The following is a 14,118-nucleotide window of genomic DNA, read 5'->3' as shown; positions in this document are numbered from 1 at the left end:
GGTGGCATGGGCGTTGCGCCTGTGTCATCCGTGACCAGGATGTTTTCAGGCGAGGCCCCGACAACCGATGAAACGCTGCCCAACCTGTGGGACCGAGTACCCGGACAATGCCCAGTTTTGTCCACACGATGGCGCGACTCTGGTTTCCGTGGCGGCTGCCCCGGATGATCCCTTCATTGGGCAGGTGTTGGCCGGGCGGTATGAAGTCCTGTCCAAACTGGGCGAAGGTGGCATGGGGAGCGTCTATGCGGCGCGCCACCGCACCCTGGGGCGGATTGACGCCGTGAAAGTCCTGCGCCCGGAGGCGGCCGATGCCGACGCCGGACGCCGTTTTCTGCGGGAGGCCAAGCTGGCGGCCAGCATCAACCATCCGAACGCCGTCGTCATTCACGATTTCGGACAGACGGAATCCGGGGTGACGTTCCTGGCGATGGAATACATCCAGGGACAGTCGCTGACGAGGCTGTTGCAACGGGAGGGTCCCTTTTCGCCGGCGCGGGTGGTGAACATCATCCGCCAGGTGGCCGGGGCGCTGGATGTGGCCCATCAGTTGGGTGTCATTCACCGCGACCTCAAACCGGACAACATCATGGTTATGGATGGCGACCGGGTGAAGGTCGTGGACTTCGGGATTGCCAAGGCGGTTGGCGGACAGGAAAGCGTCGTGCCGATGACGCAGGTTGGCCTCGTGGTCGGGACGCCGCACTACATGTCGCCGGAGCAGGTGATGGGCAGCCCGCTGGATGCCCGCTCGGATGTGTACTCCCTCGCGCTCGTCGCCTACGAAATGCTGACCGGCGCCCGGGCCTTTGTCGGTGATTCGATGCAGGCCCAGATGGTCGTTCGGCTGTCGGAGCCGCCCCGTCCGATGTCCGTCGCCGCGCCCCAGGTGACTGTTCCGGCGGGTATCGAAGCCGTTGTGCGCCAGGGGTTGGCGCAGCGACCGGCCGACCGGCCGGCTTCGGCCGGGGCTTTTGCCGCACAGCTCGAAAAAGCCCTGGCGGTGATGGAGAGCACCCGGCCGGTGGCCTCTCCGCCGCCGGGCAGTGTACCCACCCAGTATCAGGGGGCAACGGTTTCCACGGCCGGCGCGTCAGCGCCGGTCACGGCACAGCCACCGCGACCGGCGCCCCACGAGGGATTCCGTCCGCCGGTTATGCCCGGTGTGTCGCCGGTTTCGGCGGGGACGGTTGTGCAACCCAACCCGTCCCCGCCGCCGATGGCGGCCATCCCTCCGTCCCCGACGCTCCCCACACCCGCGGCCCGTCCCCCCGTCGCCGCGCCGTCTGGTGCATCGGGAACCAATTTCTGGCTTGTTGGCGGACTCGTGGCCGGGGTGGGAGTCCTGCTTCTCGCCTTTGTGGTTGGCATCGGTCTGTATGTCTTTTACGTAAGCACCGGCTCAGGGCCGGTGGCTGTTGAAGAAAAGGATGACACTTCAGGGCCGCGCCGGGGTGGGAAGGATGTCGCGGCCATCCTGCAGCAGTCACGTTCGTTGCGGGAAGTCAGCAGCTACGAGTCAGCGCTGCGCGTGGTGGATGAGGCGCTGACGGCCAATCCAACTTCACCCGAACTACGCATCGAAAAGGCGGAAATCCTGTTCGAGCAGGAACGCTTCGTGGAGTCGGAAGACATCGTCTATGCCGTACTGCGCTCCCACCCGGATTACGGGCCGGCTTACCAGAATCTGGGTGTGCTGCAATACCGCCAGGGAAAAGTGGACGAGGCCATTGCCAATCAGAAGCGTTGTCTGGAACTCGATCCCGAACCGGAATATGCCTGCTACGCCCACGGCAACCTGGCGCAGATCTATGCCGAACAATACTTTTCCAACAAACGCAAGTTTGCGGCGCGGTCAAATGAAGCCGAGATGGAGGCGCGGGGGGCGCTCTCCACAGCGCCCCGGAAAAGTCTGGAAGTCTCACCCCGGCTCGTCCTGGCCGGGTTGTTCATTGATCGTCAGCAGTATGCCCTGGCGCGTGAGCAGCTTGAAAAGTTGATGCAGGACAACGCGATCAAGACGGACCGGGAGCGGGGGATGGTCTATGCCCAACTGGCCGTCGTCGCCTTCTTTGAAAAGAAATATGCCGAAGCCGTCGAAGCCGTCGAACGCGCTACTCAGCTCGACCCACAGAACAAAGAGTACCAAAAGCTGGCGCGGACGCTTCGCCAGTACCGGCGCTGAGGTTTGGTTGGGGCAACATTTCTGAAACTTCCAACCTTTCGGACGCAACAATGCCGGCCAAACTTCGATAACAAGGGCAAGCACAACATAACGCATCCCCTTGATGAACGCTCCAAGGGGCTTTGCCGAGGAACCTGCTCCCATGACGAACCGGATTCAGTCCCAGCGGCCAGCTTCGCCCACCCCAGCAGTACAACCGAAGGTCTCCACCCCGCGCAAACAGCCATCAACACCAGTCACTGCGGCCACCACGCCGGCCAACACGACCCGCTTGGGCGAACTTCAGACCGCCGGTGCACTTCGCAAGGGACAAATCCTGGCGGCCTCGGCCGCGACGCCCACCCGGATTTTCCCGACCGGGCCCATCACCGGCGCGCGCCCCAACCCGGCTGCGCCGCCACGGGTGTCACCCCTTTCCGCAGACAGCCACCTCAACGGTGCGGCCTTTCGGGTGACGGCGCCGGGGGTCAATCCCAACGCCGGTCCGCCGGTCATCGTCGTCAACGGCATCAGTACCCCGTTTGCAGGCGCAACGGGCTTTGCCCAGGAGATGTCCCGGATGACCGGGCGACCGGTCGAGATGGTCTATAACAACTCCGACCCGGCCGTGGCCGCCGGAGTGTCCTTGGCGCACCATGCCCGCCAGGCGCGGGCGCGTGCCGAAGCCGACTACAACAACCTGCCGCTGGCGGTACGGGTGGCCATGAACATCATCAGCCCCGCCAACCGGGAAGCCTTCATCCTTGGTCGGACGACGCGGTATCTGGCGGAAGCCACGGTCAACCCGGCGACGGCCGACTGGGTGAAACGGAATGCACTCCAGAACCCACCGGCTGCCCAGACACAGGCGAACATGATTTTGTCGCAGCTCGCCAACTATCCGAACGATCCGGTGCGCGTCATTGGCTACAGCCAGGGGGCCGCCATCAGCGCCGAGGCGCTCCGCATGGTCGAGCAGGAACTTGTGCGGCGGCATGGTTCCGCCACGGCCAACCAGATGCTTGCCCGCGTGCAGGTCATGACGCTGGGCGGTGCGGCCAACGCCAATGACTTTCCGGCGGCTGTCAACGTCACTTCCGTTGCCCACCAGAGCGACATCGTCAGCCAGTACTTCGGCGCCAACCGCGATGCCTTTGGGCGCATCAACATCCGTGATTTCGATGACTTCATCCGTAACGGGTTCGGCATTCGTCATCACCTGAACTACTTTGGCGCAAATGGCAACCCTGAAGTCACACGCCGGATGCAGGACTGGATGCGGAATCCGGCCGCCGTGGATCGCAACGTCATCCTGCCTGATTATCGCGGCTAGTCCAGCATCCGAACTGCCTGAGTGTGAAAAGCAAACGGGGTGGCTTTGACTGAAGCCACCCCGTTGGTGTTGTTGGCTGTTGCCTGGTTCAGTTCATGAAGCCGTCGCCGCTTTCGTCGTGGGACGTGGGCGCTCGCTGTAAAAGCCTTCATACTTGGCAATGATGCCCATCATGATTTCGTCCGCGCCGCCGCCAATCGGGAACAGGCGCGTGTCGCGGAAGTAGCGCGCCAGCGGGTATTCCTCGGTGTACCCCATGCCGCCGTGGAACTGGAGGCAGACATCGGCGACGAGACGAACGAGCTGCCCACCCTTGAGCTTGGCCATCGAGGCTTCGCGGGTCATGTCCTGCCCGGCAACGAGCTTTTCCGTGCAGTGGTAGCAGAGCTGGCGCAGGCATTCGATTTCCGTGACGACTTCGGCCAGGCGGAACTGGATGTACTGGTTGTCAATGAGCGGCTTGCCGAAGGTCTTGCGGGTTTTGAGGTAGTTCTTCGTCAGGTTGACGATGCGCTCCGCCCCGGAGTAGCACGTCACAGCAGCAATGAGGCGCTCTTTCTGGAACTGCTGCATCTGGAGTTTGAACCCCTCCCCTTCCTCACCGATGCGGAAGGACTTGGGAACCCGGACGCCCTCAAAGGCCAGCTCGGCGGTGTCGGAAGACCAGTTGCCCAGTTTTTCAATCTTGCGGCTGACAATGAAGCCCGGCGTATCGGTCGGCACCATGATGAGGGACATACCTTCAAACGACTCGCCGGGTGAGGTGCGTGCCAGAAGGCAAATCCAGTCCGCCTGGGTGCCGTTGGTGATCCACATCTTGTTGCCGGTAATCACATAGTGATCGCCGTCGGATTCTGCGCGGGTGCGAATGCGGGCCACGTCCGAGCCAGCATCGGGTTCGGAGACCGCAATGGCGCCCAACTGCGTGCCGCGAATGGCAGGTTCCAGGAAGCGCTTTTTGAGTTCGTGGGAGCCAAACTCAGCCAGCGCCGGCGTACACATGTCCGTATGCACGGTGATGCCCATCGGTACACCGCCGCAGGGAATCCGGCCGAGTTCTTCGGCCCGGATGACGTTGTACCAGTAGTCCAGACCGAGGCCGCCATACTCAGGTGGATAGTTCACGCCCAGAAAATCGAGGTCGCCCATTTTCTTGAGTACCTCATGGGCGGGCCATATCCCGTCCTTTTCCCACTGGTCAACGTATGGGTTGATTTCCTTTTCAATGAAGTCGCGGAGCGTCTTGCGGAAAAGCTGATGTTCTTCGGTGAATTGCATCGGGGCTGCCTCCTTGCCGTAGGTTTCAGACGGTAGCCGGAAGAAGCTTATGGCTAACAAGCCGGCCTGAAATCGCGCGGGTTTACAAGTGCGGGGGCTATGACGTTGGTGCCGGGGGAATTGTGAAATCTGCGGGAACAACAATGCCGTAGCGCGTGACCAGCTCATCGAGCTTGGCTTCGACCTTGCGCTGCCGGAGCTTCTCGGTGATTTCGCGCTTGAGCGGCTCGTCAATGGTTTTGGTGCGTTTGTCCAGCAGCTTGATGATGTGGTAGCCGTACTGGGTCTTGACGGGGGTGGTGGAGAAGGCGCCCACCTGGAGCGCCTTCACCCCCTCAAAGAAGGGCTGCACCATCATGCCCTCGCGGAAGTAACCGAGATCGCCGCCCTGTTTTTTCGAGCCGGGATCATCGGAGTGCTGTTCGGCCAGCTTGGCAAAGTCAGCGCCGGACTGAAGCTCTTTGATGAGTTTTTCGGCTTTGGCCAGTGCTTCTTCCTCAGTGAGGGGCTTGGTGGGGGCCGGTTTGCCGTCCGCGCCGGCAGGCGGCTGCAGGGTGGAGATCAGAATGTGGCTGGCTTTGTATTCCTCGAACTCTTCTGGATGCGCTTTGTAGTAGGCTTCGATTTCCTCATCCGTGGGATTGGCGGCTTCCTGGAGCTTGGTGATGATGTCGTTGCCAACGATCTGGGCCTGCACGAGGCGCAGTTGAAGCTGGAACGTCGGTGTCTTGTTGATGCCGGCTGCCTCACCACGCATCCGGGCCACCTGGAACTCACCGTACTTTTCCTTCAGCTCATCCATTTTGGGCGCCTGGCGGTACTGTGGGTTCTGCGCCAGGAAATCTTCAAAGGCCGTGGGCTTTTCCCGGTAAAAGGCAGCAACGTCTTGTGGGGTGATGGGTTTTTCCTGGGCTTCGGGGCGGCGCTTCCACAGTTCACCGACAATTTGCGCGTAGGCAATGTCGAGCTGGCTCTTGATTTCGGGCTTCTGGAACAGTCCGCGCTGCTCGGCTTCCGCCGCAATGGCCAGGGAGCGGGCAATCTGCTGGCGGAAGAGTTCCTTGCCTTTGGGGTCGGAGCGCAGTCCTTCCAGGTTGGCGTCTGGAAGTTCGGCCAGAAAGGCGTTGATGTCGTCGGTCGTGAGGGTCAGGGGAGGCTGGGGTTTGGTCAGGTAGTTTTGGGCAACCAGTGCGCCGGTGGCCAGAAAGCACACGACGGTAAAGATGATGAGTGATTTTTTCATAAAACGATACATTCCTCAGCCAGTCCGATGCGTTGACAGGCGTTGTCCGCAGGTCAACACCGGACCGGCCAACTAAACCGTGTGGGCGGCGGCTGATGCTGTTTCTTCCGTGGAGGATAGTGGTTGTGGCTGCTTCTGGGACAGTTCGACCAACACCCCGCCTGTCCCTTTGGGATGGACAAAGGCCACGAGACACCCTTCGGCCCCAACCCGCGGCTTGTCGTCAATGAGCGGGATACCCTGCGCCTTGAGGCGGCTCAGGACGGCTTCCAGGTCATCCACGCCAAGGCAGATGTGGTGGATGCCGCCGCCGCGCTTGGCCAGAAACTTCCCGACGGGCGTATCGGGACCGGTCGGCTCCAGAAGTTCCAGGCGGCTTTCACCGACCGGAAGCATCGCCACTTTGACACCCTGTTCGGCGACAACTTCGGTGTGGGTCAGTTCCAGTCCCAGTGCCGTCCGGTAAAAAACCAGCGCCTGCTCGATGGATTCGACGGCAATGCCAAGATGGTCAATCTTCATGGGGATTTCCTTGGGGCCAACAACTGTGGACAAAAGTGATGATGGGGAGGCGGCCCGTGTTCAGCACCGGCTGGTGCTGTGGACGGCCGCGCAGTTTTCGTGTCAATCGCCCATGTTGCACGGAGCCGCCCACAAATGCTAGTGCCTCCTGCCCGTCTGCCACGCTGCCCCACGCGGCGAAAGGCTGATGTCTGAGACTTAGGAGCGGAACAGGATTTCCTCCCGGTTGAAAAGCGCCGTACACACAGCAATGGCCAGCGCAGCATAGAGTGCGGACGAAAGCAGGGTCAGCCCGAAGAATCCGACCGTCAGTGAACCGGCCAGGGATTGCTTGATAGCCAGGGCGCAGTTGAGCAGCGGGATGAGGCTCATCCCCAGCGGGTTTTCATCCCCCACAAACAATGACAGCAGGGCCGGCAGAATGACAACCATGACAAAGGGCAGCGAATAGGACTGGGCTTCTTTCTGGTTGCGCGCAAAGGCCGAAAGGATCATCAGCAGCGATGAAGTCAACAGGGTGAGCGGCAGCGTCACCAGCGTCATGACGGCGACAGCCGTGTAGGAAATGGCAATTTTGCCCTGTGTGAGCTGCGCAAAGTAACTCAGCCCGATGGCAAACGAGCCGACCAGTCCGATGATGGTAAACAGCGCCGAGGCAAAACTGACGGTCATGATGGTCAGGGTCTTGCCCAGAATGATCTCCGTACGGGTCGCCGGTGACACCAGCAGCGTTTCCATCGTCCCACGTTCTTTCTCACCGGCGCCCAGGTCGAAGGCACTTGTCATCCCACCAAAAGCCGCCGTCAGAACAATCAGGTAGGGCAGCAGCGCCCCCAGGATGAGACCGCCGATATTCTTGTCCGAAGCCACGCTGCGTTTGGTCAGGGTGGTTGGCGTCACCAGCGAGGTGTCCAGGTTGAGCCGCTTCAGGCGTTCACCGGTCGTCGCGCGGTTGAACTCCTCCAGAGCGTCCTGCACCCGCCGCATGGCCGCGATGGATTTTTCGTTGGAAGGGTCAAAGACGAGTTCCAGCGCCAGCGTCTGGTTGCTGGCCAGTGCCTGTTCGGCCGCCGGTGGGGCAATGAGCGCCGCCCGCGCCTTGCGCTGGGCAATCAGGGCATCGGCCTCCTGGGCCGCTTCAATGAGCAGCAGGGAAAGTGAAGGCGTCCGCGCCAGAGCTTCCTGAAGCGCCGCCGGGGCACCCGCCACCGCAATGGTAAGGACTTCCGCCTTTTCTTCCGCTGCCTTCCGGTTGGCAAAATAACCAATGACCACCAGCAGCAGCGGTGTGATGAGGAGCGGTGAGATGAAGACGCCGAACAGCACCCGCTTGTCGCGCAGGGTTTCGCGCATTTCCTTCTCATAGATGAACCAGAGGCGTCGCCATACGGGACGCGACCGCGGCCGGGGGGACACATCCGGGGGGCGGGAGACGGCAGGCAGATCGTTGGGCATGGTGCGTCTTGTGCGGGGTTGTGTCGCCGTTTGTCCGGGCGGTTAATGGGTTCACAGGTCCGGCTGGTCAGGCGCAACCAGCCGTAAAAACACCTCTTCCAGGAACGTGGCCCCGGTTTGTTGCCGCAGTTCCGCCAACGTGCCCGTGGCCACGAGCCGCCCGGCGTGAACAATCCCGATGCGGTCGCAGAGCCGTTCGGCTTCGCTCATGACGTGGGTCGAGAAAATGACTGTGCGCCCTTCATCCCGGCAGCGCCGGATGAAACCGACAATCGTCCGGGAGGTCATCACGTCGAGGCCCGTCGTTGGCTCGTCGAAAATCATGACGGGCGGTTCGTGAATGATCGAGCGGGCAATCGAAGTCCGCTGCTTCTGCCCGGTCGAGAGGGTGTCGCAGCGTGCTTTGGCAAAGTCGTGCATATCCAGCGTGGTGAAAATCTCGTCAATGCGCCGGTGCAGGGTCGTTTCGTCAAGGCCGTGGAGGCGTCCGAAGTATTCCACCATTTCCCGGACGGTCAGGCGGCCGTACAACGCCGTCGTCGTCGAAAGAAAGCCGATGTTGGCGCGGACGTTTTCCGGTTCGAGCCGCACATCGAAGCCGGCCACGTAAGCCGTGCCATCGGTGGGTTGCAGCAGCGTGCCGAGCATGCGCAGCGTCGTGGTTTTTCCGGCGCCGTTGGCACCCAGAAGTCCGAAAATCTCTCCGGGCCGGACCGTGAAACTGATCCCATCCACAGCGCGAATTTCGCCGCGTTTGCGGTCACGATACACCTTGACGAGCTGCTCAGCGACAATCATGCGGCGCAGTGTGCCGGAAGCCGCTGCCACTGGCCAAGCCACCGGGGACAGCTTCGCGCTCCCACCAGCGCCGGCGGATGGTGCTGGTGGCTGGACATGGCGTCCGCCATGTCCAAACATGGCGGGTTGGCGAATGGCGTCAAATCACTGGAGAACACAGGCATGACATATTTTCGATGGTCGGCAGCCCGGCTGGCGCTCCTTGGCGCGGCCCTTCTGGTATCGGCGGCTCTGTCCCCTTCTGTGTCGCGTGTGGCAGCGAAAGGCAGTCCGTCCGACAAGGGTACAAAGCAACTCACCCTGGAAGCCCTGTTCGATCCCGTCCAGCGGGTGAATTTTTCCGGCAATCTGCCGCGTCTCGTCTGGTTGCCGGATGGGAAGCAATACCTGTCCTTTGAGGTCAATGCCCAGACGCGCCAGTACGAAGTGGTGCGGGTCGAGGCGCTGACCGGCAAACGGACACCCTTCCACGACCCGGCGCGGATGCAGTCCGCCCTGGAAGCCGCCGGCATGACGGCGGATGACAGCCGTCCGGCAGCCAGTCTCCGGGGGGCCGTTTTCGATGCCACTTTCCGCCGCGTACTGCTTGGTGCCGACAACGACCTGTATCTCTACGACTTCACGACCGACCGCGCCCAGCGGCTCACCACATCGCCTGGCGAAGCCGAAGAGGAGTACGACTTCAGCCCCGATGGGCGGCGCGTCAGTTTCGTGCGGGGTAATGACCTGTATCTGCTCGACCTGACCGCCACTCCGCCAACCGAAAAGCGTCTGACCCAGGACGGCTCGACCAGTGTGTTCAACGGCATTCTCGACTGGGTGTATGAAGAAGAAGTCTATGGACGGGGGAAGCGCCGGGGCTACTGGTGGAATCCGACGGGGACGTTGCTGGCCTACCTGCGGTTGGATGATACGGCCGTGCCTGTCCACGTCCTGACCGATGACGTACCCTTCCGGCAGCGCGTGGAGCGGACGCACTACCCACAGGCCGGCGATCCGAACCCGCTGGTGTCGCTGCACGTGGCCACCTGTGAGGGCGAGACTGCCGAAGTCAGCTTGCAGGCGTATCCGGCCGATGATCGGATCGTCACCCGTGTCGGATGGCATCCCCGGCAGCCCAACACGCTGTTGTTCGAGGTGCAGAACCGGCGTCAGACACGGCTTGATCTCAACACGACAACAGTGCTGATGCTGGAAAGCATGCCGCCACTGCCACGCCCGGCGGCGCCGGAGCGGCTGCTGCGGGAAGAGAGTGCGACGGCGTGGGTGGAAGTCGTCGAGTTGCCGACCTTTCTCCCGGATGGATCGTTTCTCTGGCAGAGCGATCAGACCGGCTTTCGGCATCTCTACCACCACGCGGCGGATGGGAAACGCCTGCGGGCGGTGACACAGGGTGAGTGGGATGTGCGTGAGGTGTATGGCGTCGCCAACGGGCAGGTGTATTTTGCCGCCGCCGCACACTCGCCGATTGCCAATCACCTGTACCGCATCAAACTGGACGGCACGGGGCTGACCCGCCTGAGCCAGACCGAAGGAACCCATGCGGCGGAGTTCAACGCGACGTGTACGGCGTACTTCGATGTGTCGAGCACGGCCACAACGCCGCCGCAAATCACACTCCACCAGTCCGACGGCAAGCTGGTGCGCATCATCGCCGACAACGCCGAGGCGCGGGCGCTGGCTGCCGAGTATGGTCTGGCGCGTCCTGATTTTCAGCAGGTCAAAACGCGCGATGGCTTCGTGATGGAAGCCATGCTGCTGCGTCCGCCGGATTTCGGTCCGCAGAAGAAATATCCGGTCTGGTGCTATGCCTACAGCGGCCCGGGGGCACAGTCGGTCGTTGACCGGTGGGGCGGCCAGCGCATGCTCTGGCATCAGTTGCTGGCGCAGCGGGGCTATCTGGTCTGGGTGTGTGACAACCGTTCGGCCAGCGGCAAGGGGATGCGGTCAATGGCGCCGGTTTACGGACGGCTTGGTGAACTGGAGTTGCGTGACCTGGAAGATGGAGTGGCCTATTTGAAGACGCTGCCCTACGTGGACGGCAACCGGATTGGTCTGTGGGGGTGGAGCTACGGGGGCTACATCACCGCCTACGCCCTTACGCACAGCACGGTGTTCAGGTGCGGCATTGCCGGTGCGCCGGTCACGGATTGGCGCAACTACGACTCAATCTACACGGAACGCTACATGAAGCTGCCGCAGGACAACCCGGAAGGCTACGAACGAAGTTCCGTCGTGGCTGCCGCCCGGCAACTCCACGGGCCGTTGCTGCTCGTTCACGGGCTGATGGATGACAATGTGCATCCGCGCAACTCCGTGCAGCTCATCGATGCCCTGCACAAAGCCGACCGTCCCTTTGAGTTCCTGCCCTATCCGCAATCCCGCCACGGGGTGGTCACGCCCTACCGGGTCAAACACCTCTACGGGCGCATGCTGGCCTTCATTGAAAAACACCTGTAAGCGCCGGATGTGGATGGCGGAGAGAACCAGGGGCAAGGGCCGCCACTTCAGGCCGTTTGCTGAAGCCGCAGTTGCCGTTGGCGGTCGAGAACGGCATAGGTTGCGGCTTCGCCAGCGGCGATGACGGCATCGAGTCCGCGACCGACGGGCAGCATCCCGACGAGTGGAATGGCCGGTGAAATCAGGATGTCGGCTGCGTCCAGCGCCTGCCGGTAGTGATGGGGGAAAAACCGGCGGACGGTCGGCGTCGTCGGCTCGACACCGACGGCGCGCAGGACGGAAGAAATCCCAAGGACATCCGAAGCGATGACATAAGTGGCGCCCATGTCACGGACCGGTTCCGCCGGAAGCGGACAGGCAATGCCGCCGTCGAGCAGGGAAAGCCCGTCGCGCTGGACCGGCCGGCGTACACCCGGCAGCGCGCAACTGGCGCTGATGGCGCTCGGCAGGTCGCCTTCCCGCAGGATGACCAGCCGCCGCGAGGGCCACTCGCCGGCAATGGCCACGAAGGGATACCGCAGCTCGGCAAAGGTGGCTGGCAGGTGTTGCGCGCAGAAACGTTCCAGGTTTTTGCCGTCAAAGAGTTCCGGCCAGAAAATGGAAGCAGCGATGGCGCGCATTTCACGCCAGTTCATGCCAGCGGCCAGCATCGCGCCGACGATGCTGCCAGCGCTGGTTCCAGCGATGAAGTCAGGTTTGAGACCGTAGGCGTCGAGCGCCTTGATGACGCCAATGTGGGCCAGTCCGCGCGGGCCGCCACCGCTCAGGGCCAGTCCAAGGCGGGCGGATGAAAGCAGGTCTGCCATGGGTGTCACGGAAGCCGCCCGGCTTCTGATGCAGGCGGCAACTGGAGGGGATGGGTTCGTCCATCGCCAGGGGGAAGACGAGTGTAGCGGCCGGGGCTGAAATGGCCTAGTCCGGTTGGGAGGGGAGTGGCGAGTGGGGAGTAGCGAGTAGCGAGTAGCGAGTGGCGAGTGGTAAATGGGAAAGCAGGAGAAGCCAGGGGCGGCAAAAGCTCTCCGGCACGCCATGCATCGCCGTGCGCGCTATCGCCACTAACCATTCGCTATTCTCCCCCCATTCACCACTCGCCACTCACCACTCGCTACTCGCCCCCACTCGCCACTCGCTACTCACCGCTCGCCACTCGCTACTCACCACTCGCCACCTGACGGTTGGCATCGCGCTTGACGTGTACTCTGCTGGTCGCTATGCTCACCGCTTTCCTTTGTGGGAGCATGACCCCCGACTGTCTGCCGGATGCCGCCCCATACAACGCGGGAAGATGGGGCGCGGGAGGATGACCGATGTTTGAGGCGCTTTCAGAGAAGCTGAAAAAAACGCTCAAGACGCTGCGTGGCGAGAGCAAACTCACGGAAGCGCACATCAACGCGGCCATGGGCGACATCCGCATTGCCCTGCTTGAAGCGGATGTCAACTACGGCGTGGTTAGGCAGTTTGTCGAGCGCGTCAAGGAAAAAGCCCAGGGGCAGGAGGTCTGGCAGGCGCTGTCGCCGGCGCAGCAGGTTGTCAAGATCGTTTTCGACGAAATGGTGGAGTTGCTGGGCGGCGGCGATACGTCAGAGTTGGCGTTCACTTCCCAGACGCCGAATGTCATCCTGATGGTCGGGCTGCAGGGGTCGGGCAAGACGACTTCAACCGGCAAACTGGCGCGCTTTCTGGCGCAGCAACGCAAACGCCATCCGCTGCTGGTTTCCGTGGACGTGTATCGCCCGGCAGCACGCGATCAGTTGTCCGTCATCGGCAAGGCCATTGGCATTCCGGTCTATGAAGACCCCACCACCAACGATCCCCTCAAGCTGGCGCGGGCAGCGCACCGGGAAGCCCAACTGCGCGGCTTCGATACGCTGCTCGTGGATACCGCCGGACGGCTGCACATTGACGACGAATTGATGGTGGAACTCGCCCAGCTCAAGGCCGAACTCCATCCCATCGAGACGCTTTTCGTGGCCGATGCCATGATCGGGCAGGACGCCGTACGCAGCACCACCGAGTTTCACGAACGCATCGGCTTGACCGGCGTCATCCTGTCGAAAATGGACGGCGATGCGCGCGGCGGGGCGGCGCTCTCCATTCGGAGCATGACGGGCCAGCCCATCAAATTCGTCGGGGTGGGCGAAAAGTACGACGCCCTCGAACCCTTCCATCCGGACCGCATTGCACAGCGCATCCTGGGCATGGGCGATGTCCTGTCGCTCATCGAGAAGGTGCAGCAGGAGGTGGATGAGGCCGAGGCCCTGCGCCTTCAGCAGCGGATGCTGGAGAACCGCTTCACGCTGGAAGATTACCGCGCCCAGTTGCGCCAGGTCGGGAAGCTCGGTTCACTCGACAAGCTGCTGGGAATGCTTCCCGATGGACTGTTGCCGGGGCTGAACCTGCGGATGACGCCCCAGCAAACCCAGATGATGCAGCGGAAACTCAAGGAAACAGAAGCCATCATCAACTCGATGACGAAGCAGGAGCGGGAAGACCACACCCTGCTGGCGGCCAGCACCTCCCGGCGGCGGCGCGTGGCCAAGGGCAGTGGCACCTCGGTGCGCCAGGTCGAGGAACTCCTCAAGGAGTTTTCCATCATGCGCCGCATGATGCAGCAGATGACCCGGGGTGGGCTTTTCGGCGGACTGGGCGGCCTGTTTGGGGGCGGACCGGGCGGCGGGTTGGGCGGGATGCTCCCGGCCGGTCCACGCGGCGGCGGCATGGGCTTTGGTGGCGGTTTCGGCGGCGGCAAGCGGAGCAAGCAGCATACGCCCCCGAAAAAGAAAAAGAAGCGGAAGTGATGTGTGACGTGGCGGCTGCGGCGGCCAGCGCGCGTTGTTGGGAAATAAACTTTTCAAGACCTGTGGG

At 62.4% G+C, this 14,118-nt stretch carries 10 protein-coding genes; 4 read left to right on the top strand and 6 right to left on the bottom strand.

The window, feature by feature from the left end; genetic code table 11:
• Positions 1-67 precede the first annotated feature (67 nt).
• A complete protein-coding gene (locus J8C05_RS09270; protein WP_211421924.1) occupies positions 68-2,185 on the top strand; it encodes a protein kinase domain-containing protein in 2,118 nt (705 codons plus the stop codon).
• 142 nt (positions 2,186-2,327) lie between these two features.
• On the top strand, positions 2,328-3,497 hold the full coding sequence (locus J8C05_RS09265; protein WP_211421923.1) for a hypothetical protein: 1,170 nt from the start codon (positions 2,328-2,330) through the stop codon (positions 3,495-3,497).
• Positions 3,498-3,590: 93 nt separating this feature from the next.
• Here J8C05_RS09265 and J8C05_RS09260 read toward each other — a convergent pair whose 3' ends face one another.
• From J8C05_RS09260 to J8C05_RS09240, 5 genes are all read right to left on the bottom strand, one after another.
• Complete coding sequence (locus J8C05_RS09260; protein WP_211421922.1) at positions 3,591-4,775, bottom strand: acyl-CoA dehydrogenase family protein; 1,185 nt, start codon at positions 4,773-4,775, stop codon at positions 3,591-3,593.
• A gap of 97 nt (positions 4,776-4,872) precedes the next feature.
• A complete protein-coding gene (locus J8C05_RS09255) occupies positions 4,873-6,018 on the bottom strand; it encodes a peptidylprolyl isomerase (protein ID WP_211421921.1) in 1,146 nt (381 codons plus the stop codon).
• Between the two features lie 72 nt (positions 6,019-6,090).
• Positions 6,091-6,540 (bottom strand): methylmalonyl-CoA epimerase, encoded by a 450-nt coding sequence (gene mce / locus J8C05_RS09250; protein WP_211421920.1) that lies wholly within the window; start codon positions 6,538-6,540, stop codon positions 6,091-6,093.
• A gap of 198 nt (positions 6,541-6,738) precedes the next feature.
• On the bottom strand, positions 6,739-7,995 hold the full coding sequence (locus J8C05_RS09245) for an ABC transporter permease (RefSeq protein ID WP_211421919.1): 1,257 nt from the start codon (positions 7,993-7,995) through the stop codon (positions 6,739-6,741).
• A 51-nt stretch (positions 7,996-8,046) separates the two neighbouring features.
• Complete coding sequence (locus J8C05_RS09240) at positions 8,047-8,835, bottom strand: ABC transporter ATP-binding protein (RefSeq protein WP_343316624.1); 789 nt, start codon at positions 8,833-8,835, stop codon at positions 8,047-8,049.
• 120 nt (positions 8,836-8,955) lie between these two features.
• Here J8C05_RS09240 and J8C05_RS09235 point away from each other — a divergent pair, with 120 nt between their 5' ends.
• Entirely contained in the window at positions 8,956-11,253 is a 2,298-nt protein-coding gene (locus tag J8C05_RS09235; RefSeq protein ID WP_211421918.1) for a S9 family peptidase, read from the top strand.
• Positions 11,254-11,300: 47 nt separating this feature from the next.
• Here the strand turns inward: J8C05_RS09235 and J8C05_RS09230 are convergent, their stop codons facing one another.
• Positions 11,301-12,059 carry a patatin-like phospholipase family protein gene (locus J8C05_RS09230; protein WP_211421917.1) on the bottom strand — a complete coding sequence of 253 codons (759 nt, stop codon included), beginning with the start codon at positions 12,057-12,059 and terminating at the stop codon, positions 11,301-11,303.
• A gap of 501 nt (positions 12,060-12,560) precedes the next feature.
• Here J8C05_RS09230 and ffh point away from each other — a divergent pair.
• Positions 12,561-14,051, top strand: a complete 1,491-nt coding sequence (gene ffh / locus J8C05_RS09225) for a signal recognition particle protein (RefSeq protein ID WP_211421916.1) — start codon at positions 12,561-12,563, stop codon at positions 14,049-14,051.
• The last annotated feature ends 67 nt before the right edge of the window (positions 14,052-14,118 follow it).

The organism is Chloracidobacterium sp. N, from assembly GCF_018304765.1.
Classification (GTDB): domain Bacteria; phylum Acidobacteriota; class Blastocatellia; order Chloracidobacteriales; family Chloracidobacteriaceae; genus Chloracidobacterium; species Chloracidobacterium aggregatum.
This window is presented reverse-complemented; position numbering and strand designations above follow the sequence as displayed.